This window comes from Paraperlucidibaca sp., assembly GCF_982810325.1.
On sequence record NZ_CEYEMI010000012.1, the window covers coordinates 39,773 to 61,544 of the forward strand.

22 protein-coding genes are annotated in these 21,772 nt (G+C 54.3%); 4 read left to right on the forward strand and 18 right to left on the reverse strand.

Features of this window, described 5'->3' with window-relative positions; all coding sequences use genetic code 11:
- The 15 genes from AC3DKE_RS06020 to ccoN all read right to left on the reverse strand — a co-directional run bounded on the left by AC3DKE_RS06020 (position 1) and on the right by ccoN (position 15,751).
- A complete protein-coding gene (locus AC3DKE_RS06020; RefSeq protein WP_487990230.1) occupies positions 1-1,578 on the reverse strand; it encodes an AbgT family transporter in 1,578 nt (525 codons plus the stop codon).
- 116 nt (positions 1,579-1,694) lie between these two features.
- Positions 1,695-3,773 carry a phosphate acetyltransferase gene (pta, locus tag AC3DKE_RS06025; protein WP_484216406.1) on the reverse strand — a complete coding sequence of 693 codons (2,079 nt, stop codon included), beginning with the start codon at positions 3,771-3,773 and terminating at the stop codon, positions 1,695-1,697.
- A 15-nt stretch (positions 3,774-3,788) separates the two neighbouring features.
- Positions 3,789-5,009 carry an acetate/propionate family kinase gene (locus tag AC3DKE_RS06030; RefSeq protein ID WP_487990231.1) on the reverse strand — a complete coding sequence of 407 codons (1,221 nt, stop codon included), beginning with the start codon at positions 5,007-5,009 and terminating at the stop codon, positions 3,789-3,791.
- A gap of 6 nt (positions 5,010-5,015) precedes the next feature.
- On the reverse strand, positions 5,016-5,561 hold the full coding sequence (gene sodC, locus AC3DKE_RS06035) for a superoxide dismutase [Cu-Zn] SodC (RefSeq protein ID WP_379068365.1): 546 nt from the start codon (positions 5,559-5,561) through the stop codon (positions 5,016-5,018).
- Positions 5,562-5,643: 82 nt separating this feature from the next.
- Entirely contained in the window at positions 5,644-6,192 is a 549-nt protein-coding gene (locus AC3DKE_RS06040) for a DNA-deoxyinosine glycosylase (protein ID WP_487990232.1), read from the reverse strand.
- Positions 6,193-6,203: 11 nt separating this feature from the next.
- Positions 6,204-7,142, reverse strand: a complete 939-nt coding sequence (locus tag AC3DKE_RS06045) for an alpha/beta fold hydrolase (protein WP_379068371.1) — start codon at positions 7,140-7,142, stop codon at positions 6,204-6,206.
- A 27-nt stretch (positions 7,143-7,169) separates the two neighbouring features.
- The gene (locus AC3DKE_RS06050) at positions 7,170-7,946 is read right to left on the reverse strand and encodes a sulfite exporter TauE/SafE family protein (RefSeq protein WP_487990233.1); all 777 of its coding nucleotides are present in this window, start codon (positions 7,944-7,946) and stop codon (positions 7,170-7,172) included.
- Positions 7,939-8,169: a cbb3-type cytochrome oxidase assembly protein CcoS gene (ccoS, locus tag AC3DKE_RS06055; RefSeq protein ID WP_340676346.1), complete on the reverse strand. Its 231-nt coding sequence runs from the start codon at positions 8,167-8,169 to the stop codon at positions 7,939-7,941. The genes AC3DKE_RS06050 and ccoS overlap by 8 nt, the downstream gene beginning before the upstream one ends.
- A 9-nt stretch (positions 8,170-8,178) precedes the next feature.
- Positions 8,179-10,587, reverse strand: a complete 2,409-nt coding sequence (locus AC3DKE_RS06060) for a heavy metal translocating P-type ATPase (RefSeq protein WP_487990234.1) — start codon at positions 10,585-10,587, stop codon at positions 8,179-8,181.
- A gap of 21 nt (positions 10,588-10,608) precedes the next feature.
- Positions 10,609-11,106: a FixH family protein gene (locus tag AC3DKE_RS06065; RefSeq protein WP_379068381.1), complete on the reverse strand. Its 498-nt coding sequence runs from the start codon at positions 11,104-11,106 to the stop codon at positions 10,609-10,611.
- Between the two features lie 16 nt (positions 11,107-11,122).
- Positions 11,123-12,559 (reverse strand): cytochrome c oxidase accessory protein CcoG, encoded by a 1,437-nt coding sequence (gene ccoG / locus AC3DKE_RS06070; RefSeq protein WP_411730215.1) that lies wholly within the window; start codon positions 12,557-12,559, stop codon positions 11,123-11,125.
- A 102-nt stretch (positions 12,560-12,661) separates the two neighbouring features.
- Entirely contained in the window at positions 12,662-13,546 is an 885-nt protein-coding gene (gene ccoP / locus AC3DKE_RS06075) for a cytochrome-c oxidase, cbb3-type subunit III (RefSeq protein WP_379068387.1), read from the reverse strand.
- Complete coding sequence (locus AC3DKE_RS06080) at positions 13,543-13,728, reverse strand: cbb3-type cytochrome oxidase subunit 3 (protein ID WP_340676351.1); 186 nt, start codon at positions 13,726-13,728, stop codon at positions 13,543-13,545. The genes ccoP and AC3DKE_RS06080 overlap by 4 nt, the downstream gene beginning before the upstream one ends.
- A 2-nt stretch (positions 13,729-13,730) precedes the next feature.
- Positions 13,731-14,354 (reverse strand): cytochrome-c oxidase, cbb3-type subunit II, encoded by a 624-nt coding sequence (gene ccoO, locus AC3DKE_RS06085; protein ID WP_340676352.1) that lies wholly within the window; start codon positions 14,352-14,354, stop codon positions 13,731-13,733.
- A gap of 11 nt (positions 14,355-14,365) precedes the next feature.
- Complete coding sequence (ccoN, locus tag AC3DKE_RS06090; protein ID WP_487990238.1) at positions 14,366-15,751, reverse strand: cytochrome-c oxidase, cbb3-type subunit I; 1,386 nt, start codon at positions 15,749-15,751, stop codon at positions 14,366-14,368.
- Positions 15,752-16,191: 440 nt separating this feature from the next.
- Here ccoN and glnK point away from each other — a divergent pair, with 440 nt between their 5' ends.
- The 3 genes from glnK (at position 16,192) to AC3DKE_RS06105 (ending at position 18,386) form a co-directional block, all read left to right on the forward strand.
- A complete protein-coding gene (gene glnK, locus AC3DKE_RS06095) occupies positions 16,192-16,530 on the forward strand; it encodes a P-II family nitrogen regulator (protein ID WP_340676354.1) in 339 nt (112 codons plus the stop codon).
- A gap of 25 nt (positions 16,531-16,555) precedes the next feature.
- Positions 16,556-17,863 carry an ammonium transporter gene (locus AC3DKE_RS06100; RefSeq protein ID WP_379068395.1) on the forward strand — a complete coding sequence of 436 codons (1,308 nt, stop codon included), beginning with the start codon at positions 16,556-16,558 and terminating at the stop codon, positions 17,861-17,863.
- Between the two features lie 136 nt (positions 17,864-17,999).
- Positions 18,000-18,386 carry an SCP2 sterol-binding domain-containing protein gene (locus tag AC3DKE_RS06105; protein ID WP_340676356.1) on the forward strand — a complete coding sequence of 129 codons (387 nt, stop codon included), beginning with the start codon at positions 18,000-18,002 and terminating at the stop codon, positions 18,384-18,386.
- A gap of 95 nt (positions 18,387-18,481) precedes the next feature.
- Here the strand turns inward: AC3DKE_RS06105 and AC3DKE_RS06110 are convergent, their stop codons facing one another.
- Together AC3DKE_RS06110 and AC3DKE_RS06115 are read right to left on the reverse strand one after the other, a co-directional pair.
- Complete coding sequence (locus AC3DKE_RS06110; RefSeq protein WP_487990235.1) at positions 18,482-18,907, reverse strand: MAPEG family protein; 426 nt, start codon at positions 18,905-18,907, stop codon at positions 18,482-18,484.
- 106 nt (positions 18,908-19,013) lie between these two features.
- Positions 19,014-19,799, reverse strand: coding sequence for a PaaX family transcriptional regulator C-terminal domain-containing protein (locus tag AC3DKE_RS06115; protein ID WP_340676358.1), 786 nt, complete (start codon positions 19,797-19,799; stop codon positions 19,014-19,016).
- 124 nt (positions 19,800-19,923) lie between these two features.
- Here AC3DKE_RS06115 and AC3DKE_RS06120 point away from each other — a divergent pair, with 124 nt between their 5' ends.
- Positions 19,924-20,595, forward strand: coding sequence for an enoyl-CoA hydratase/isomerase family protein (locus AC3DKE_RS06120; protein WP_487990236.1), 672 nt, complete (start codon positions 19,924-19,926; stop codon positions 20,593-20,595).
- A gap of 63 nt (positions 20,596-20,658) precedes the next feature.
- On the opposite strand, the gene AC3DKE_RS06125 is transcribed toward AC3DKE_RS06120, so the two are convergent.
- Positions 20,659-21,654, reverse strand: a complete 996-nt coding sequence (locus tag AC3DKE_RS06125) for a hypothetical protein (protein WP_487990237.1) — start codon at positions 21,652-21,654, stop codon at positions 20,659-20,661.
- Positions 21,655-21,772: the final 118 nt, after the last annotated feature.

A 21,772-nucleotide genomic window follows, 5' to 3' on the forward strand; every position in this document is an offset into this window, starting at 1 on the left:
TTATGAAACAGGACCCAGTGGCCAGCCGAGGCTGAGCCATAGTCCGAGAAATCCACCCCACAGCACGAGTAAAATCAGTGAGTAGGGCAGCATGAGAGCGACCAAGGTGCCAACGCCGGCGGCAGGCTGATAGCGCTGCGCGAAGGCGACGACCATGGCGAAGTAGGGCATCAATGGCGTGATGATATTGCCGACGCTATCGCCCACGCGGTAAGCCGCGAGCGTGGATTCGGCGGGGATGCCGGCGAGCAGCAGCATGGGCACGAAGACAGGTGCCATTAGGGCCCACTTTGCTGAGGCGGAACCAATGAATAGGTTGATGGTGAAGGTGGCTAAGACAAATAGTAGCAAAAGAGCAGTGGGTGCTAGGGCGGCTTGTTGCAGTGTGGCCGCGCCTTCAATGGCGAGTAGCTGGCCGAGCTGGCTCCAGTTAAACCAAGCGACAAATTGTGCGGCAAAAAACATCAGCACGAGATAGCTGGCGAGACTTTTAAAGGTGTCTTCCATGGCGGCGACAGAGTCGCTGGCGCGCGACCATCGGCCGCTAAAACGTGCGTAGAGGATGCCGGCGACACCGGCGGTAAAGGCAATGACGACGACGATGCCTTGTACTAGCGGTGAGCGTGAAATGCTGCCATCGGGGCCGCGTAAAGCGCCATCGGCGGGCCACACGGCACATACGCAGGCGGCAATGATGAGCAGCGTCCAGAGCAGGGCGGCGAGGCTGCCGGCGCGATGCAAGGTGCTGTCGTCATGTTCATCGGCGGTGTGTGTTTGCAGCTGGGCGGCGGCGGTTTTATCTGACTCGGCAACATCTAGCGCCATACCCGGCGCATGCTTTACCGCGTCATGCGCCATCATCGCTTCTGCCGCTTGCAGTCGCGGCTGAACAATCCACGCATTAATCGCGGTAATCACCAGCGTCACCAACAGCGTTGAGGCGGCAATAAAATAGTAGTTGGCGGTAATCGCCACGGTGGCATCGGGCGAGACGGTGCGTGCGGCCTCCGTGGTGATGCCGGCCAAAATGGCATCCACTGGGCCGATCGCGATATTGGCGGAAAAGCCCGCTGAAACGCCGGCAAACGCGCAGGCAATACCGGCTAATGGCGGCAAGCCAGCGCGCGCAAACAGCAGGCCGGCGAGCGGAATGATCACGACATAGCCGGCATCGACAGCAAGGCTAGACAAGACACCGGCAAAGGCCACGATAAAGGCCAAGCCACGGCCGCCACTGAGGCGTACCAGACCCGAGAGCATGCCGCCGAGCAGTCCCGAGCGCTCGGCTAGGCCAAGGCCCAGCATGGCGATCATAACGCTGCCGACGGGCGCGAATTGAGTGAAGTTAGTAACGCTGCTGGCCAGCACATAACGCAGACCATCGAGCGAGATTAAGTTGGCGGCGGTGACCACGCGGCTGCCATCGGGCCAAGGTGCTTGCCAGCCTAAACCGCTGGCAATAGCAGAGAGCACGGCGACGCCAAAACACAGCCAAACAAATAGCCAGGTTGGGTGCGGTAGTCGGTTGCCGAGGCGCTCAAAACGGTCGAGTGTGCGATTTAAAAATGATGAGGGCATGGGTCGGGGCTGTATTTTTGTTAGCCCCGACCTTACCCAAATGCGGCTAGCGCCGCAAACCGAGTGCGACTTTTATACTTAGTCAGTGCAATCTTGGCATTGGCTAAGCTTGAGTTTTAAGCCTTTGTCGCCGCCTGAATCGCCGTTAGCGCGATGGTAAAGACAATGTCATCGACCAATGCGCCGCGTGACAAATCATTCACCGGTTTATTTAAGCCCTGCAGCATGGGGCCAACACTGACGCAGTTGGCGCTACGCTGCACGGCTTTATAAGTGGTGTTGCCGGTGTTTAAGTCAGGGAAAACAAACACGGTGGCATGGCCGGCAACTGCGCTATTCGGGGCTTTTTGCTTGCCGACACTAGCGATGGCGGCTGCGTCGTATTGCAGCGGGCCATCGAGTGCGAGATCGGGACGCGCGAGCTTGGCTAAGCGCGTGGCTTCGCGGACTTTTTCGACTTCATCGCCAGTGCCTGAGTCGCCCGTGGAGTAGCTTATTAACGCCACGCGGGCAGGGATGCCAAAGGCTTCCGCCGAGGCCGCACTTTGCAGCGCGATATCAGCTAGCTCTTGCGCATTAGGGTCTGGGTTCACCGCGCAGTCGCCATAAACCAAGACTTGCTGCGGCAGCAGCATGAAAAATACCGATGACACGAGCTTATAGCCGGGTGCAGTTTTGATCAGCTGCAGTGCTGGGCGAATGGTGTTGGCGGTGGTGTGCACAGCGCCGGAGACTAGGCCGTCGACTTCATTTTCGGCGAGCATCATGGTGCCGAGGACAACGGTGTCTTCGAGTTGTGCCAGTGCCATCGGGGCATTTAAGCCTTTGTGCGCACGCAGCTTTACCATGGCTTGAACATAGTTTTCGCGCACGTTATCGGGGTCGATAATGGTTAGTTCAGCTGGCAAGGTGATGCCGTTGCTGCGGGCTACCTCATGCACTTCGCTAGGTTTGGCTAGTAACACACAATCAGCAATGCCTCGAGCTTGGCATATGGCAGCGGCCTGTACGGTGCGCGGCTCGGCACCTTCGGGCAAAACAATGCGCTTTTTAGCGGCTTTGGCGCGACTTACTAATTGATAGCGAAATGCTGCCGGCGTCATGCGCACGACCGGGGCTTGCCCGCAGCGTGATTGCAGCCAATCTTGATCCAAATGGCCGGCCATAAATTCGGTGATGGCCTCGGCACGCTCGGCGTCGTCGAGTGGGATTTCCGGGTTTATCTTTGCTAAGGCGCGCGCGGTATCGTAGGAGCCGGAGGCCACGGTAAATACTGGCAAGCCGGCATCGATGGCTGGGCGGCAGAGTGTGAATACGCGTTCATCGGGCTGAAAATCGGTGCAGAGCAAGAGGCCGGCGAGCGGTACACCATTCATTGCTGCCAAGCAGCTAGCCACGATGATGTCATCTCGATCGCCGGGAGTGACGATGAGCACGCCGGGCTGCAGCAGCTGCACGGTATTGGGCATGGCGCGTGCGCAGAGCACGGTTTTTTTCACGCGACGGCGAGCGGCATCGCCAACGGAAATGGGGCTGGCCTGCATCAGCGCCATGACATCGGCCACGCGCGGTGTATTTAATGACTCATCCCAAGGAATGCAGCCGATGAGATGGAAGTCATCGCGAGCGAATAATGGCGAGGAAGCACGTAAGGCTTTGGCATACTCTGCACTGGGTAGTTTGTTGACTACGGCACCAATAATGCAGGCTTGGTCAGGGCCGCCAAATTGCTGAACATTGAGCGCAATACGGTCGGCAAAGGCTTCAGCATTTTCTTCATGCGGCGCGCTAACAATAATGGCTTCCGCGTTGAGGCTATTGGCAAGCGCAACATTTACTTGCGTGGCATAGCTCGACTGCTGCGTGGGCACCATGCCTTCAATAATGACCACATCGTGGCCTTCAGCCGCGACATGAAAGCGCGTTAATAAGGCTTCGAGCAGGTCGTCGAGATTGTGCTCTGCGATGTAGCGCTCGGTATCACTCAGAGCTAGAGGTTCTGGCGAGTCGATATTGTGCGTGAGCTTCACCAAACCAGTGGAGCGCTCAGGGCCAACATCGTTGTAGTGGTGCTGTGCGACGGCCTTGAAAAAGCCAACGCTGAGACCGGCGCGAGAAAGCGCACGCACCATGCCTAAGCTAGTGGACGTGAGGCCAACGCGGGTGCTGGTCGGGGCTAATAAAAACGCGTGCATGGCGGTCCTTTTGATTTAGTGGATAGCGGCCAAGACGGCGAGGGTTTCGAGCACAATTTGTCGCTCTTCATTAGTGGGAATAACCCAGATGGCCGTGTTCGTGCTAGAGCTTATGCGGCCTGATTTTCCGCCAACAGTTTGCTGGTTAAGCTCGTCATCTAGCGTGGCGCCAAGCCAGCTTAAGTGCGCCATGGTTTCGCGGCGAATATCTGGCGCGTGTTCACCGATGCCGCCGGTGAAAATCAGGCCATCGAGCGCGGGTAAGGCGCAGCGCATGGCGGCCAACGATTTCGCCAAGCGATAGCAAAATACGGCGATGGCTAAGCGCGCGCCATCGTGGCCATTGGCTCGTGCTTCTAGCAAGGTGCGCATATCGTTGGACAGGCCAGACAAGCCCAGCAAGCCACTTTCGCGGTTGAGCATGGTGTCGATACGCTCCAAGCTCCAGCCCAAACTACGCTGCAAATGGCCATGCAAATTGGGGTCAACATCGCCGCTGCGCGTGCCCATGACGGTGCCTTCTAGCGGCGTAAGTCCCATGCTGGTGTCGACGCTTTCGCCATTGTGCACAGCGCAGGTGGAGACACCATTGCCTAAGTGCGCAACCAACCAGCTGCTGTTTTGATAGCTCAGGCCGGCGGCTTCGGCAGCGCGCTCACTCACGTAGCGATGGCTGGTGCCATGAAAGCCATAGCGGCGCACGCCATGGTCACGATACAGCGCATCTGGGATGGCATAGCGATAGGCCATTTCCGGCAGTGTTTGGTGAAATGCGGTGTCGCAGACGGCGACATGCGGCAATGTTGGCCAAGCCGCCATGGCAGCTTCAATGCCGGCAATATTGGCGGGGTTGTGCAGTGGCGCTAAGCCGCTATTGGTCTCGAGTATGGCCAGGCAATCGGTATCGATGAGCGCGGCATTTTGCAAGTCTTCACCACCATGTACCACACGATGGCCGATGGCTTTCAGCATGGATTGATAAGGTGCTAGGCAGGCCACAATGGCGGCAAAGCCTTGCTCATGTGAGGCTTGTGCCAAGATTTGTTCGGCTTGCTTATCCTCAGCAATGCGCCAATTAAGCGTGGCCTCGGCGCTGCCCAAACGCTCAATCTCACCACGCACAATGGGTTGTGGTGAGTCGCAAGAGATCAGGGCAAATTTAATCGAAGAACTGCCAGCATTAATAACCAGCACTGCCGAGGTTTGAGCTTCGGCAGCTGAGAAAGGGATGGTCATTTTTGCTTATTTCGCGGCTGCACCAACCACACCACAGGCCATGCGCGCGCCGCCACCACCAAGTGCTGTGGGATGGTCGTGATGATTATCTCCGCCGACATGCATCATCAAGGAATGGTCGCGCATGTCATTTAGCTTGAGTCGCGGCGCCAGCACAGGATTTGTCGAGCTGCCATCGGCGTCAACAAATAGCACGGGTAGGTCGCCTAAATGGCCATCACCCCAGGGCGAGCCGTGTTTGCCACTGTTCTTTGGGTCGAAGTGACCGCCCGCTGCCAAACCCGGCACCATTTTGCTGTCTTTTTCAGCGGCCTCGCAGCTTGGGTTGGTGTGCATATGGAAGCCATGTTGGCCGGGCGTCAGGTTTTTTAAGTTTGGCGTGATGACCGTGCCGTAGCGGTTGTGGCTGAGCGTGATGCTTCCGACGCTATCGGCAATGCCGGCATCGGTCACTTGGTGCATTTCAACGACGATATCTGCAGGTTTGCCGGCGAAAGTGGCTGTTGAGGTGAGTATCAGCGCGCTGGCCATCAGGGTGCGAGTAAGCGTCATAAGTCTTCTCTCTTATAGTCGTTAGTGAGTATTGCTTTAGCTATTTTGGACTGGCTAAAGCTAAGCGTTAATGCCGATAGACTCAAGCCTGCCGCAGAGCTAGCTGAAATACAGCCTGCCATTGCTGGGACTTTTGCGGCAATGGCAGGGCGGCATGAGCCGGGCTGGTCGATGGCAAGGTATGGCAATGCAGGCGTTGCTGTTGCGCTGCTGAGAGTGTTGGCCACACCAAGCGATGAAACCATTTGCTGGCGGCTTGGCCATTAAGAGCTATATGCGATATGCGGCTAAATTCGTCGAATAAGTGGCTAAAATCGTTTATCTGTAAGCTATCGTTGCGGATGCTTGCATCTAGGCTGCCTTTGCGTTGCGCCTTTGCAAGCACATCCCAAAGGCCGCAGTTGGCTTGCAAAAGTAGCGCGTAACGCTCATCGAAATCATCAGGAAGTGCGGCTAGGTCGTGCTCTGTGGCGAGATATTCTGCCGCGATAGGCCAAAAGCCATTGCGAGGGTGTGCGTAGTACTTAGCTGCGGCTAGCGATGCGACCCCCGGCATGCTGCCTAAAATCAGCAGCCGGGTGTCGGCATTGACGATAGGGGCAAAGCCTATGCAATGCGCGGCATCGGACATTTTCGCAGTGCTTAGTTCAGCTCGCCGGCTAAAAAGCGCTGATATAGCGCTGCGCTTTGCTTGGGGCGTTCGAGCTGCGGCATATGACCAATATCTTTATAAACATAGGCTTTGGAGCCGGCAATGCGCTGCCAAACACTGACCATGCTCACGTCTAGCAGCTGGTCTTGATCACCCCAGATGATCAGCGTTGGCGTGTGAATATTGCCCAATTCAGTGTCCATCACGCCGCCTAGCTGTTTAAAAATATACTCATGGCGCGGCACACGAGCGATAGCTTCTGCGGCCACAGCATCGAGGACAAAACCTGGCACAAAGGGCGGCTCAATCATGGTGATGTCGTAGAAGCGCTTCCAGCCATCAACCGTGGTGGCGAAAAAGCCATTTTTACCGGCCGCAATTTGCTTGCGCAGCGTGCTTAAGGTTGGGCTGCTAACACCAGCAGCATTCATCAGCGCAAGGCTATGTGTTTGCTCAGGATGGCGCAGCGCAAATTGCGCCGAAATTTCGCCGCCCATGGAGTTGCCGATAAGGTCGACTTGCGGGTTTTTCGGCGCCATGGCCTTGATCAAATCGCTAACGCGATCGGCCTGTGTGGCAGGGTCATAAGCCGCCGTGGGCAGAAAGCTGGATTGGCCAAAGCCGGGCAGGTCCATGGCAATGATGCAGCGATCTTTAGGCAGCGATTTTGCCATGCGGAACCAATGTGCGGCGCGTGCTGTGAAGCCGTGAATCATCACGATGCACGGTGCTGGGCTGTCGATGTGACGGCTAAAGACAACGATGTCATGGTTATCGACGCGATAACTGCTGCGTTCGAGGCTTGCCATATGCTGCTCTAGGCCGAGCGCGGTTTCTTGTACCCAATCGCCGATGGCGGCTTGGGCGGGGTTAGCGAAGGCCATTAGGCCAAATAGTAGTGAGCTTAGGCGTAGCGATTTTAGAATCATGGCTGATTTCTCGTTGCTGATTTCTTGTTAGTGATGAGGCATGTCGTGATCCATGCCCGACATATCATGATCCATTGCTGGCATCTCGTGATCCACAGCTCCCGCCGCATGACCACCGTGCTGATGGCTGCTGTGCATCTGCGTGCCGAGCAGTGTCCACAGACCGAAGAGAATAATCAACAGGCCAGCGGTTTTACGTGTGCCAGGTCGCTGCAATACGCGTTTGATTTGGCCGGCGGCAGTGCCAGTCAGCAGCAGTGTGGGCAGCGTGCCCAGACCAAAGGCCAACATCACTAGCGCTGACTGGCTCGGATCGGCACGGGTAATGGCTAGTGTCATCGCGCTATAGACAAGGCCGCAGGGCAGTAGGCCCCAGATCATACCGGCAGCGATGGCGTGGCCAGGATGGCGCACTGGAAACATGCGTTGGCGTATTGGTGCTAAAGCTTTCCACAGCGGCCCGCCTAAACGTTCGATTTGCGCCAAGGCCAAAAACCAGCCGGCCATATAGGCGCCCATCAAAATCATAAAAACGCCAGCAATGATGCGGATGATTTGCTTCGCAGGGCCAAGGTTTTGCAGATCGGCGAGCAAATAGCCGGCAGTTAAACCGAGCAAGGTGTAAGTCAGTAAGCGGCCGCTATTGAACACCAGTTGCCAGAGCAGAAGACGCCAGCCTTGGCGTTGATCGGCAGGTAGGGCAAAGGTGAAGGCGCCACTTAAGCCGCCACACATGCCAACGCAATGCGTGCCGCCGAGCAGACCCATAGTGGCCGCCGTAAACAGCCAAGCAAAGTCAGTCATTGCCAGTGTCCTTGGCTTTCGCAGCCTGAGCTGCACGCTCCGCATGGCGTTGCTCTTGCGCGGCTAAGTCGCGGCGGCGCTGGCTTTGGTCATCCATCAAAATGCGATGCGCTGGGCCTTCCATATCATCGAATTGCTCGCTTTTTATGGCCCAGAAAAACACATAAATACCGATGCTGATAAAGGCCAAACTCAGTGGCACCAACAGATAAATAACTTCCATAAAAACCCTTTAGTGAAGCTTGGCGCGGCGTAAGCGCAGCGCATTAAACACCACAACCAATGAGCTTAGCGACATGCCTAAGGCGGCAGCCCACGGTGGCACAAAACCTAAGGCGGCAGGCGGCAAGATGGCCAAGTTATAGGTCACAGCCCAGCGCATATTTTGTTTCACGGTAAGCGCTGTGCGCTGGGCGAGAGCGAAAGCGGGCGTTAATGCCGCCAGTCGGTCGCCCAAGAGCACGGCATCGGCACTGGTTTGTGCCCAGTCTGTGCCTGAGCCCATGGCCACGCCACAATGCGCTTGCGCGAGACTAGCGGCATCATTAATGCCGTCGCCAACCATTACGACGATTGCACCTTCGGCCTGCCAAGCGGCAATGCGCGCTTGTTTTTGCTCAGGGCTTTGCTGGCCATGAACAATGTCTATGCCCAGTTCTTCGCCGATGCTTGCCGGCAGCGTCGAGGCATCGCCTGATAATAAAACCGTGATTAAACCCTTAGCGCGGCAATTGGCAATGACTTCAGCCGCTTCCGGGCGCAGCTGGTCGCTTAAGGCAATGCGCAGCAGCGGCTGATGATCTTTGCTCAGCCAAACCACCAGTGTGTCGTCGGCTTGTTGTGGTGCTTTAGCCAAGGCAAAAGCTGCGTGGCCTATGCGATAACAAGCGCCATCATGCAGTACTGACATGCCGAGGCCAGCATGCGCTTCGGCTTTGCCGCTCAGTGTCATTAGCGCAATGTCTTGCCCGGCAACATAGCGGCATAAAGCACGAGCTATTGGATGGCTTGCGCCAGTCTCCATTGCCGCAACAAAACTCAAGGCTTGCTCAAGTGGCAGACTGGGCTCGACTAAATCACAGGCGCTAACTTGCAGTGCGCCAACGGTGAGCGTGCCAGTTTTATCAAATACGATGTGCGTGGCTTCAGGCAGCGTGCTTAGCACATGACCACGCGTAACCAAAAAGCCAAGCTCGGCTAAACGCTGCGTGGCGACGGTTAAGGCCGTTGGCGTTGCCAATGAGAGTGCGCAGGGGCAGGTTGCCACCAGCACCGCGAGTGTTGCCCAGAAGGCTTGTGATGGGTCAACAAACTGCCAGCCAATATAAACAAAGACGGCTAAAACCAGTACGCGAGCGACGAACCAATGCGCAAGGCTATCGGCGCGTTGGGCAATTGCCGGTTTTTCTGCAAGCGCGCGCGACATCAACTGATGCAAAGTCGCCAACACAGAGTCATTACCGCTGCGCACCACGGTTGCGATCAAAGCCTGCTCGCCAGCAATGCTGCCGGCTAAAATTATCTCGCCTTGACGCTTGCGCAATGCCATCGGCTCACCCGTGAGCATGGCCTCGCTGACATAGCCCATGTCTTGCTCAAGCTGCGCATCCACCGGCACCGTATCACCGGCATCGATGAGAATGCGCTCGCCGGCTACAAGCTCATCACTGGGCGTCGAGTGCCATTGTCCGCTGTGCCAACGCTTGACCAAGCGCGGGTTGATGGTGAGCAAGTCAGCCGCGCGTTCGCCGGCGCGCTGGCGGGCTTTTAGCTCGACAAATCGGCTAGTTTGTAAGAAGAAAATAAACATACAAACCGAGTCAAAATAAGTCTCACCTTGACCGATGACTGTGGCGTACCAGCTCGCGAAAAATGCACCAATGAGCGCGATCGACACCGGCACATCCATGGTCAAATGCCGCGCTTTCAATGCCAACCATGCTGAGCGATAAAACGGCCAACCAGCCCAAGCAAACACAGGAATGGTGACTAGGCCTGAGATATAGCGCATGTAGTCGCGATATTCGGTGTCGATGCCCTGAAATGCGCCCAAGTACAGACCAATGCCAAGCATCATCGCCTGCATGGTGCCGAGGCCGGCGAGGGCGACGCGAAAGAGTTGAGTGCGCGCCTGCTGTTTCAGTGCGGCGGCATGCGTGTCGCGTTGGAATGGGCGGGCCTTATAGCCAATATGCTCAAGCTCAGCCAATACCTGACTTAGCTGAATGGTGTCGTCGTGCCAACGCACGCGCAGTCGATGATTGCTGAAGTTAACGCTGGCCTCAACAATGCCAGCGGACTGCAATAAGCGCCGCTCGATAAGCCATGCGCAGGCCGCGCAACTCAAGTTTTCGATGCTCAGCTCGGCAATCGTAAGCTCACCTTGGTGGCTAACAAATTCGCGCTGCACGGCGGCATGATCGAAACGCGCCAAGAGTTCTGCCGGTGCGGCAGCAAAGGCCGCGCCGGGCTGGCTATCACGACTGAGATAATAATCACTGAGGCCGCTACTTTCGATGCTCTCCGCCACAGCCAAACAGCCGGGGCAGCAAAACGCTCGCGTTTCGCCAAGCACAATCGCCTGAAATGGGCCAATGCGCTCGGGATTAGGCAGGCCGCAGTGATAACAGGAGAGGGTCACAATGAGTGAGTAATCAACGATCTATTGCGCTGATAGATCAATATTGCCGTCAGCGGGCAGATTGATGTCTTTGCTCATATGCCAATCGCTGGTGCTGAGATCAAGCGTGTAAAACCCGACTGGTGCCTTGGCAAGTTGGCCACGATATTCGCCTGGCGATACCGCCGTCAGATTCAGTGTTTGATCACGCACTTTTTGCGTCACATGATACAAATTCAGCTTCAGGCTAGCAGGCCACTGCACATCCTTGTTGCCCTGCATGCTGACCAAGACCTCGCCAGAAATATCATCGAGGATGATATTTGCATGCATATTGAGCTCGCGCGCGACGTCTACACGCGCGAAATCCTCATTGATGGACTTGCCGTCTTGATACCAGTCGCCAGACACCACATCGTCTCTATTCACTACTGCTGTGTAGACAAAGTACAGCGAGCCCATGATAGAGATAAATGGCAAAACAATGATGAACCAGACCCAAAATTGGCGGTACCACGGGCGTTGTGCGGTCGTACTCATGCAACTTATCCTCTGTTTAGCGGCGTGGCATCATAAAGGTGCTTTCGGTCGAATCCTGTATGGACTCATCATCGATACGAGTAACCACAAACTCAATATCGGCACTGCGACCCTTCATGTCGGTATCTTGCAGCGTTACGGTTAATGGCACCGTGGCGAGTTCGCCGGCCTGCAAGGTCATGTACTTTGTGCCGCCTTCCATGGTGACGGGGATGGAGTCACAGCGAACTTCAATACGGTACTGATAGTCTTTTTGCGACTTGTTCTGCACTTTTAGCGTGTAGCTGTTTTCGATTACGCCATCGTAGCTTTCAGTAAAGAGTGCGCCGCGATCACGCATGGCCTCGATGGATAGCGGGGTGCGCATGAAGAGGGCAAAGAGCAGTGCCGAGATCATCACGGTCAGCGCCAAGCTGTAGATGATTAAGCTCGGGCGTAGGAAATGGTATTTGCCATCGCCGGTATTTTCTAACAGATTTTCCGTGGTGTATTTCACCAAGCCACGGGCATAACCCATCTGATCCATGACACTGTCGCAGGCATCAATACAGGCTGCGCATTGGATGCATTCGAATTGCAGGCCATCGCGAATATCGATGCCAGTAGGGCAGACCTGTACGCAGAGTTTGCAATCGATGCAGTCGCCTAAGCCAACCTCTTCACTGCTTTGATGGCGGCCACGTGAGCCGCGCGGGTCGCCGCGATAGTTATCATAGGAAATAATCAGGGTGTCACGGTCAAACATGACGCTTTGGAAACGGCCGTAAGGGCAGATGTGCAGACAGACTTGCTCGCGCATCCAGCCAGCGTTTAGATAAGTTGCGCCGGCAAAAAATAGCATCCAAAACAGCATCCATGGATCCATGCTGAGCGTGGTGAATTGTTCCCAGAGATCGCGCATGGGCGTGAAATAGCCAATAAAGGCAATGCCGGTGCCGATAGAGACGACAGCCCAACCTGAGTGTTTGATTATGCGTTTGATGAATTTACGCAAGCTCATCGGTGCTTTATCGAGGCGCAAGCGGGCGTTACGGTTGCCCTCAGCGACTTCCTCGATCCACATAAACACCTTTGTCCATACCGTTTGCGGGCAGGCATAGCCACACCAGACGCGCCCAGCGAGCACGGTTACAGCAAAAAGTGCGAAGGCGGCAATGATGAATAGCCAAGATAGGAAGAAGAAATCTTCCGGCAAAAAGGTCCACCAGAAAATATAAAAATGTCGATTGGAGAGATCGAATAGCACCGCTTGGCGGCCTTCCCAGTCAATCCATGGCAGCAGAAAGAAAACAGCCATGGTGAGATAGAGAGTCACGAGACGAATATTTTGAAATAAACCAGTGATGGCGCGGGCATGAATTTTTTCACGCTTGGCGTAGAGGTCTGCTGATTTCGGTTGCACCACACGCACGGGGTCTGGAGATAAGTCGCGAGTGGGAATCTGATTACTCATGGCACCGGTGTCCTAAGGTCAGCGGGGCGTAGATTATACGCGAGGGTGCTGCTGATGAGCTGCGACATATTGCCGCAGCTCACCGATCTCACAACAACTAGTCTATTTGTGGCTTAGTGAATAAACGTAGGCAGCCATCAAGTGCACACGGTCTGGACCTAGTGTTTTATCGAAGTTAGGCATACGGTTTTTGCGACCGTAATACACTGTATCGAGCACATGACGCTCAGCACCACCGTATAACCAAATAGTATCGGTTAGGTTAGGTGCGCCAATGGCTTGGTTGCCGCGACCGTCAGCACCGTGACAACCGGCACAGACAGCAAAGCGCGGTTCGCCGGCTTTGGCTAGTTCGTTGTCAACATTACGTCCAGACAGTGACAAGGCATAGGCAACCACTTCTTTCACGCCTTGTTCGCCCATGGCGTCTTTCCATGCTGGCATCACGCCTTGGCGGCCGTGTGTCAATGTCTCAACTAGCTTCTCGGGCTCGCCGCCGTACAACCAATCGTTGTCGGTCAGGTTGGGATAGCCTTGGCCGCCGCGGGCGTTAGAGCCATGGCAGAGCGCGCAGTTGTTGGCGAAAATACGGCCGGCAATGCGCATGGCACGATCATCTTTGGCCAACTCAGGAATCGGAGTGGCGGCAAATGATTTGTACAGTGGGCCAAACTCGGTGTCGTAGTTGGCTTGGTCTTGGCTGTGTTCACCATGCGATGTCCAGCCCAAGAGGCCTGGAAACTTGCCAAGGCCGGGGTAAAGCGCGAGATAGCCCAAGGAGAAGGCAATCGACAGCCAAAATGAAATCAACCACCAGCGTGGTAGCGGGTTGTTGTATTCCTTAATGCCGTCGTACTCATGACCTGTTGTGCCATCTTCTGCCAAGTCCGACAGATCCATTTTGCGGGTCCATAGGAGCAACCAGCTCACACCAATGATGTTTGCTAGCGACAGAACGATGATGTAACCACTCCAAAAGTCACTCATTTTTTATCTCCTTTCGGGGTCTGCTTGGCATCGATACCGTGAATCGGATCGGTATCGATAGCCAGTTGTCCATCAGCCTCAAAGCGTTTGCGGTTGGACGGTTTAAATGCCCACCAGCAAATAGAGAGGAACGCGATCATCGCCAATATAGTGGCAATGCCATGCAGAGTGCCTTTATCCATGATTAGCGAATCCCCCGATCTTTGAAGGCGTGACCGAGCTGCTGCAAATACACCACAACAGCATCTAGCTCGCTATGGCCTTGAACAGCATCAGCGGCGCCAGCAATGTCTTCATCGGTGTAAGGCACGCCAAAACCACGGAATGTTTCCAGTTTTTTCGCGGTCATCTTGCCATCGAGCTGAGTGGTTTCAAGCCATGGGTACGATGGCATGATGGACTCAGGTACTACATCGCGTGGATTGTTCAAGTGAGCACGGTGCCATTCGTCAGAATAACGGCCGCCAACGCGAGCCAAGTCTGGGCCTGTGCGCTTGGAGCCCCACAGGAAGGGATGTTCCCAGACCGACTCACCAGCGACCGAGTAGTGGCCGTAACGTGCTGTTTCTGCACGTAAAGGGCGCACCATCTGGGTATGGCAAACGTGGCAGCCTTCGCGGATATAAACATCGCGGCCTTCCATCGCCAATGGGCTTAGTGGCACTTGGCTGCTAACCGGCTGCGTGGTTTCTTTTTGAAAGAACTGCGGAACTAGCTCCACCAAGGTGGCGAAGCTAATGGCAATAACAATAAAGAAAATCAATAAGCCTACGTTTGTTTCAACTAACTCATGTTTTGAAGATGCCATGATCGTACTCCTTACGCCGTGGCCGGCTGATCTTTTGGCGAATCGTTATAGATGGTCATGGCAACGTTGTAGGCCATGATCAGCATGCCGCTGAGGAAAAGCAGACCACCGATCAAACGGCCAACATACATTGGGTGGCTGGCCACTACGCTTTCAATAAAGCTGTAGGTCAGCGTGCCGTCGGCGTTAACTGCGCGCCACATCAGGCCTTGTGTGATACCGGAGATCCACATGGAAACGATGTAGAACACGGTACCAATGGTTGCGAGCCAAAAGTGCAAGTTGATCAGCGGGATGGAGTACATCGCTTTACGATCAAATAGACGTGGAATCAGTACATAGAGTGAGCCGATGGTGATCATCGCCACCCAACCCAAAGCGCCGGAGTGCACGTGGCCAATGGTCCAGTCGGTGTTATGTGACAGCGAGTTCACGGTTTTGATCGACATCATTGGGCCTTCGAAGGTGGCCATAGCGTAGAACGACAAGGCAACAACTAGGAAGCGAATGATGGGGTCGGAGCGTAATTTATCCCATGCACCAGAGAGCGTGAGCACGCCGTTGAGCATGCCGCCCCAGCTTGGTGCGATAAGGATGATCGAGAACGCCATACCCAGTGATTGCGTCCAGTCAGGCAATGCTGAGTAGTGCAAATGGTGCGCGCCGACCCACATATAGACTGAAATCAAAGCCCAGAAGTGAACGATCGATAGGCGATAGGAGTACACCGGACGGCCAGCTTGCACGGGTACGAAGTAGTACATCATGCCCAGGAAGCCTGCGGTGAGCAGGAAGCCTACGGCGTTATGGCCGTACCACCACTGAATCATCGCATCCATCGCACCGCCATACATGGAGTATGACTTGAAGGCTGAGATAGGGATTGCCATCGAGTTAACGACGTGTAGTAACGCGATGGTGATAATAAAAGCACCATAGAACCAGTTAGCCACATAGATGTGCGAGGTTTGGCGCTTCACGATGGTGCCGAAGAACACCACGGCATAGGCAATCCAGACCACCGTAATGAGAATGTCGATAGGCCATTCAGCCTCGGCATACTCCTTCGTTGAGGTCAGGCCCATGGGTAGCGTGATGAATATCAAAATGATGACGAGCTGCCAGCCCCACATGACAAAGCTTGCGAGTCGCGGCAAATATAGCGGCGCCATACAGGTGCGCTGTACTACGTACAATGACGTTGCCATCAATGCCGTGCCACCAAAAGCAAAGATCACCAAGTTGGTGTGCAATGGGCGTAGGCGACCGAATGAGAACCAAGCGGTATCGAAGTTTAAAGCCGGCCAAGCGAGTTGTGAGGCGATGATCACCCCAACACTCATACCAATAATGCCCCAGAAAATAGTCATGATGGCGAGCTGCCTAACTACCTTCATATGGTATTGCGGATGGGCGACTGTCTGTGCGTGGGACATAGCTGCTTCCTGTTTAACAGATTAGAACGTCAGACGAACACGTCAGCGGTTGCGCACTAAGCATGCAAGCGCAGGGGCTTCTGGGCAACTCGGCAAGTGTCGGACATGCTGCTAAATAACCTTTCAACATCAATGGGTATATTTAGACGGGCGCATTTTAGTGCCAATAGCGTTTTGGTGCACCGACAAAATGCAGCTAATTGGCCTTTTTTTGCTTTTATTTACAACTCATCAACACAAATGTGCGTTTAATTTGCATGTTTTGGTGGGTTTTTGACGATGGCCTAAGAGACCTCATTGAAAATAGGTTATGGGAGAAATCACTAACTCTGGGTATGCTATCTCACGAGTTTAATGATGCTCTTCCTACCTAACCTCATTGCAACCTCAAGGACTCACTTATGAAAATGATCTCTGCCGTGATTAAGCCGTTCAAACTCGATGATGTACGCGAAGCATTGTCTGGCGTTGGCATTACTGGTCTTACCGTCACCGAAGTTAAAGGCTTTGGTCGTCAGAAAGGCCATACCGAATTGTATCGTGGTGCCGAGTATGTGGTCGATTTTGTTCCTAAGGTTCGTCTTGATTTAGCCGTCAGTGATGAGCAGGTCGACAGCGTGATTGAAGTTATTACGCAAGCTGCTGGAACTGGAAAAATTGGCGATGGCAAAATCTTTGTTAGCAATTTAGAGCATGTTGTGCGCATTCGCACAGGTGAAACCAACGACGACGCCATTTAAGGCTCAGTGTTTTGAGGAGAGCATTGTGTATTTTCGCAAACTGGCCGTAGGCCTATCTGCTGTCGCTTGCGCCAGCCCAGTGTTCGCGGCCGATGCCGCGCTCAGTTCCGGTAATACAGCCTGGATTTTAACCGCCACGGCCTTAGTGCTATTCATGACCCTCCCGGGCTTGGCCTTATTCTATGGCGGCTTGGTTCGTACCAAGAATGTGCTTTCAGTCCTCATGGCGTGCTTTGCTATTGCCGGTGGTGTGAGCATTTTATGGTTGTTTGGCTTGTATTCCCTGACTTTTGGCGATGGTGGCAGCCTTCAGCCAGTCATTGGTGATCTATCGAAAGCCTTTTTTCAGGGCATTAGCACCGACTCCATGCAAGGTGACATCCCTGAAATACTGTTTGTCGCCTTCCAGATGACCTTCGCCATCATCACTCCAGCACTCATCATCGGTGCGTTTGCCGAGCGTATGAAGTTCTCGGCGATGCTGATCTTTTCGATGCTATGGACTGCTGCTGTCTATGTACCGGTGGCGCATTGGGTCTGGGGTGGCGGCTTTTTAAGTCAGCTCGGTGTGATCGATTTCGCCGGTGGTATCACCGTGCACATCACGGCCGGTGTTGCGGCTTTAGTTGCTGCTCTGGTGATTGGGCCGCGTAACGGCTTTCCAAAGCATGCTATGCCACCGCATAACCTGACTATGTCCGTAACAGGTGCAGGTATGCTCTGGGTCGGCTGGTTTGGTTTTAACGCCGGTTCTGCACTCGCTGCCAATGGTTCGGCAGGCATGGCCTTATTGGTGACACATATTTCGGCCTCGGCCGGCGCACTGATGTGGATGGCCTGTGAGTGGAAGCGCTTCGGCAAACCTTCAATGCTGGGAATTGTCACCGGTATGGTGGCAGGCCTTGGGACTATCACTCCAGCGTCTGGAAATGTTGGGCCGATGGGGGCGTTGCTTATTGGTCTATTGGCTGGTTTGGTCTGTTTTAACATGACTCAAATTGTTAAACGCCGCTGGGAAATTGATGATTCGCTTGATGTTTTCCCTGTGCACGGCATTGGCGGTATTTTGGGTACGCTGTTGGTCGGCGTGCTTGCCAGTCCGAACTTGGGCATTTTTTCAGGCCAAGGTTTTTCGGGCGCCAATGACAGTATTGCGAGCCAGTTCGGAGTACAGGCACTTGGTGTTGGGGTTACGATTATTTATACCGCTGTGGTTACTTGGGGCTTACTCAAGCTGACAGGACTAATCACTCGTGGCTTACGCGTCAGCAGTGAGCAAGAGCGGACAGGTTTGGATTTGGCGCTGCATGATGAGCGTGGTTACGACCTCTAGGTTTTGCCTATCAAGTGATGGCTTCGCAGTGCGCTGTTGCGCGCTGCGAAGCCATCGTGTAGTTTCAGCCTTCGGTTTTGTTTTCCGATATTAACCCTGAATTTATAGCGCTGAGTCGCTTTAGGAGATTGCAACGATGGCCGCTTTCCTGTCACAAGAATGGTTCGACAAAGTAGACGCATTGACCGCTGCTGCTGGCGATTTGAATATTCCTGCCGCTGTTGCAGGCATGGTGATGAACGTAACGGTAAATGGCGCGCCAGATGGCTCCGTAGACCTAGCACTGAATGGCGGCAAGTTTGAGCGTGGCCACAATGCCAGCGCTGGCACCAAATTGATCCTGCCTGCTGACTTGCTGCGCAAAATCTTCTTAGAAGGTGATGCTGCTGCTGGCATGCAAGGCTTCATGACTGGTCAGATCAAAGTAGAGGGCGACATGAGCAAGCTCATGACTCTGCAATCTGCACGTCCAAGCGAAGAGCAGAAAAATCTGTTCAAGCAAATTTTGGAACTGACAGCGTAAGCTTCAGCTACCAAAAATAAAAAGCCCGGCTAGCCGGGCTTTTTTACGCCTTAATAAAAGCAGCGCTACTAATCTCTCAGCAGCGCTTATCATGATCAGTGAGCGGCGTAGAGCTGCCACAGCCAGAACACGATGATGCTCATTTGTGCGAGCCAGAGATTGCCACGGATAAAGACCATGGTGGCATTGGTGTTGATCACATGCACCGCGCTTTGTGCCACACGCAGGCCGATAAAGACCATGGCTAACTCATCAATCAGTGCTAGTTGACCCATTGCGTAGGCAATAAACACCACCGTGGCAAATACGGGTAGGTTCTCTATGCAGTTCATGTGCGCGTGCTGAACACGAGTCACGATGGCGGGGTCGACATGGCTTGCAGCGCCGCGAGTCCATGAATTAGCAGCGGCTTTAAAGCTCAGTACCAATGTCACGCGATAGCCAACATAGCCAAGCGCTAAAACAACGGTGAGTGCGGTAAAACCCAGAAGGGCGCAAATGGCCGGGGATAGGGGCGTCATAAAGACCTCGATTATTGAGTGCTGGCTTGATGCACAGCGGCGCTTGGACTATAGCGCATAGACAGTCCGACAAAAGTTGTTTTTATCGTGCGATGAGCGGTAGTGCTTATTCATTAATGTCGTAAAGCTTGCGCCAAATGCTATGGCCGAGCTGATCAAATTCACGCACGGTTTGTACAAAGGCTTGGCGATCTTTGGCATTCACCAGCGGATCAGGCAGCAAAGGATCGAAAATCACATGGCGAATCGCTTGGCCGCCAAGCAAAAAGCATTCGCGTGCGGCCACCTCTGGGTCCAAGTCACTAGCGCGCGCCATCCATGCACGAAGTTGAATTTGCACGCTTTCATATTGCCGAGTCAGCGCCTCAATATCCCAGAGTTTCAGCATTTCCTTCTCACGCGCGGGCGCCCAATCATTTGCGCTAAAAACGCTGGCATCGCTTTCAAGGCCTAGACTGTGCAGACGTTTGCGTACGGCATCAACATCCTTTTCGATATTATTGGGGCGTACGTGCAGGCCTTTGTCGAGTTCGCGGAAGCCGAGCATTTGCAGGGCGCGCTCACGGCGGTTTAGGGCTGTGCGATCGCTACGGCCAAGGCCGGCGGAAAACACCACCAGCCAATCTTTTTGCCATGGTCGTAGGCGTTGTTCAGCTTGTCGCCAAGTCGCGATGTCGCCAGCAAGGTCGCGCGCAGCGGTGGCTAGGCGGTAGCTACCTCGGCCTGCGCCTTCAATTAGACCTTCTGCAGATAAGCGTACCAAAGCCACACGCACGGAGTTTTCGGAAATATCGAAGGTGCGACAGGCTAAAATAGCTTCGCGTGCACTAAGCACATGGGCGTCGCTAGCAAGCATGACATCGAGAATTAAATGGCGGGCATTGAGTTTCATAGTAATAATTTCGGGTCTTGGCGGGCGCTGGGCACTAAGGCGCCAATGATGGCGAAGCGTTTAGCTTGTGACAAGCGGGTAGCTCTCTGGGTATGCTGTGTTTTTTCCGATGGTGAGCCGTATTATGTCGTGGATGAATTTAAGCCGTGAAGGCGATGTCTGGCTGATGACCTTGTGTCATGGCGATAACCGCTTTAATAACGAGTCGATGGCAGCGTGGAATGAAGCGCTAGACACCATCGAAGCCACTGAAGGCAATGCCGCCTTGGTAATTACTGCCGATGATCCTAAGTTTTTTAGCAATGGCATCGATATTGAGCCAATTTTAGCGACTCATGGCTTTCCCTACTTTCTCAATGATTTTGCCCCGCGCTTAGAGGCACTGTTCTTGCGTGTTGCGCGCTTTCCCATGCCAGTAGCATTCGCGCTCAATGGCCACACCTATGCGGGCGGCGCCATTATGGCTTCTGCGGGTGATATTCGCTTTATGCGCGCTGATCGTGGCCGTTTCTGCTTCCCTGAAGTCAATATCAAAGTGCCTTTCACTCCATTGATGACCGAAGTCGTGCGCCTATTACCAAATAGCGCAGGCGCCTGGGAAATGATGAGCACTGGTGTGGCCTGGGGTGGTGAAGAGGCCGTGGCTAAAGGCGTGATTGAGCATGCTCTGAGCGCGGAGGCTTTGTTGCCAACAGCAATGGCATGGGCGACTGAAATGGCGAAGAAAGATCGCGCCACGTATGCGCTGATTAAGCGTCGCTTCCGTGTTGCGCTGGATGTATATTTGCCGAAGTAAATTTGTAGGCAAAAAGAAGCCCCTAAGTTAGGGGCTTCTTTGTTTCTATGACGCTACTTCTTACTAAGCACCGCAGGGCACACCCAGCAGGCCGAGCACTATTGGACCAAGAGCTGGAAATGCGCATAGTGGAGCTGCCTGATCTAACGGCAACATATCTAGGGGAAGGCTATCCAGTGGGCTGCCACCTGTTGAGCCTCCTGGACAGGTGCCACCGGTTGCTGCAACTAGCTGTGGTCCAATTACTGGAATAGCGCAAAGCGCTGTCGCATCAGGTAAGCCTGAGCCATCTGCAGGCGCATCGCTGCAACTACCGCCTGCTGCACCAACCAATGCTGGGCCAACACCAGGAATTATGCAGAGCTGTTCAGGTGAGATGGGTGAGTCGCTACCGCTACCGCTGTCACACGATTGGCCAGCGCCTTCAACTAGTGCTGGGCCTATGACTGGGATAGCACACAGTACTGCAAGCTGCTCAGCTCCGGGGATCGCAGGAATTGCTGTGCCACCACCAGAGCCAGTGCATGTTCCACCTGCACCTTCTACGAGGGTTGGACCAAGTGTTGGGATAGCGCAAAGTGCTGCTAACTGCTCAACGCCAGGAATGGAGCCGCCACCAGTACATGCACCACCTGCGCCGCCAACTAGTGCTGGGCCAACACCGGGGATGGCACAGAGCTGTTCAAGTGAAATTGGGGAATCGCCGCCAGCGCCTGGTTCACATGTGCCACCGGCTCCTTCTACTAATGCTGGGCCAATAGCTGGAATAGCGCATAAAGCTGCTAGTTGCTCTACACCAGGGAATCCGCCGTCTGTGCCACCAGTGCCTTCGCCACAAGTGCCGCCAGAACCTTCAACAATGGCTGGGCCTAAAGTTGGGATAGCGCACAATGCTGCTAATGGGCTAGCGCCGCCACCGCTATCACCGCCGCCGCTATCACCGCCACTGCCGCTACCGCCACTATTGTCTAAGGTGCCGAAGCTTTCTTCAGTGCCGCACGCTGTTAGCGCTAAGCTCGCCGCGCATAGCGCGATGAGCGAGATTTTTTTTATGTTCATGGAGTGCCCTGTTTTGTAGTTATTATTTCACTAGGGGAACTTATCATTATGAGATGACGTTGTCAGCCAAGATAAGTCAAGTTCTTGTGTGTAACGCTAAATCAAATTTAGCTGACAT

Coding starts and splice junctions, on each gene's coding strand:
- AC3DKE_RS06020 (WP_487990230.1), bottom strand. CDS start 1,578: ATGCCCTCATCATTTTTAAATCGCACACTCGACCGTTTTGAGCGCCTC.
- pta (WP_484216406.1), bottom strand. CDS start 3,773: ATGCACGCGTTTTTATTAGCCCCGACCAGCACCCGCGTTGGCCTCACG.
- AC3DKE_RS06030 (WP_487990231.1), bottom strand. CDS start 5,009: ATGACCATCCCTTTCTCAGCTGCCGAAGCTCAAACCTCGGCAGTGCTG.
- sodC (WP_379068365.1), bottom strand. CDS start 5,561: ATGACGCTTACTCGCACCCTGATGGCCAGCGCGCTGATACTCACCTCA.
- AC3DKE_RS06040 (WP_487990232.1), bottom strand. CDS start 6,192: ATGTCCGATGCCGCGCATTGCATAGGCTTTGCCCCTATCGTCAATGCC.
- AC3DKE_RS06045 (WP_379068371.1), bottom strand. CDS start 7,142: ATGATTCTAAAATCGCTACGCCTAAGCTCACTACTATTTGGCCTAATG.
- AC3DKE_RS06050 (WP_487990233.1), bottom strand. CDS start 7,946: ATGACTGACTTTGCTTGGCTGTTTACGGCGGCCACTATGGGTCTGCTC.
- ccoS (WP_340676346.1), bottom strand. CDS start 8,169: ATGGAAGTTATTTATCTGTTGGTGCCACTGAGTTTGGCCTTTATCAGC.
- AC3DKE_RS06065 (WP_379068381.1), bottom strand. CDS start 11,106: ATGAGTACGACCGCACAACGCCCGTGGTACCGCCAATTTTGGGTCTGG.
- ccoG (WP_411730215.1), bottom strand. CDS start 12,559: ATGAGTAATCAGATTCCCACTCGCGACTTATCTCCAGACCCCGTGCGT.
- ccoP (WP_379068387.1), bottom strand. CDS start 13,546: ATGAGTGACTTTTGGAGTGGTTACATCATCGTTCTGTCGCTAGCAAAC.
- AC3DKE_RS06080 (WP_340676351.1), bottom strand. CDS start 13,728: ATGGATAAAGGCACTCTGCATGGCATTGCCACTATATTGGCGATGATC.
- ccoO (WP_340676352.1), bottom strand. CDS start 14,354: ATGGCATCTTCAAAACATGAGTTAGTTGAAACAAACGTAGGCTTATTG.
- ccoN (WP_487990238.1), bottom strand. CDS start 15,751: ATGAAGGTAGTTAGGCAGCTCGCCATCATGACTATTTTCTGGGGCATT.
- glnK (WP_340676354.1), top strand. CDS start 16,192: ATGAAAATGATCTCTGCCGTGATTAAGCCGTTCAAACTCGATGATGTA.
- AC3DKE_RS06105 (WP_340676356.1), top strand. CDS start 18,000: ATGGCCGCTTTCCTGTCACAAGAATGGTTCGACAAAGTAGACGCATTG.
- AC3DKE_RS06110 (WP_487990235.1), bottom strand. CDS start 18,907: ATGACGCCCCTATCCCCGGCCATTTGCGCCCTTCTGGGTTTTACCGCA.
- AC3DKE_RS06115 (WP_340676358.1), bottom strand. CDS start 19,799: ATGAAACTCAATGCCCGCCATTTAATTCTCGATGTCATGCTTGCTAGC.
- AC3DKE_RS06120 (WP_487990236.1), top strand. CDS start 19,924: ATGTCGTGGATGAATTTAAGCCGTGAAGGCGATGTCTGGCTGATGACC.
- AC3DKE_RS06125 (WP_487990237.1), bottom strand. CDS start 21,654: ATGAACATAAAAAAAATCTCGCTCATCGCGCTATGCGCGGCGAGCTTA.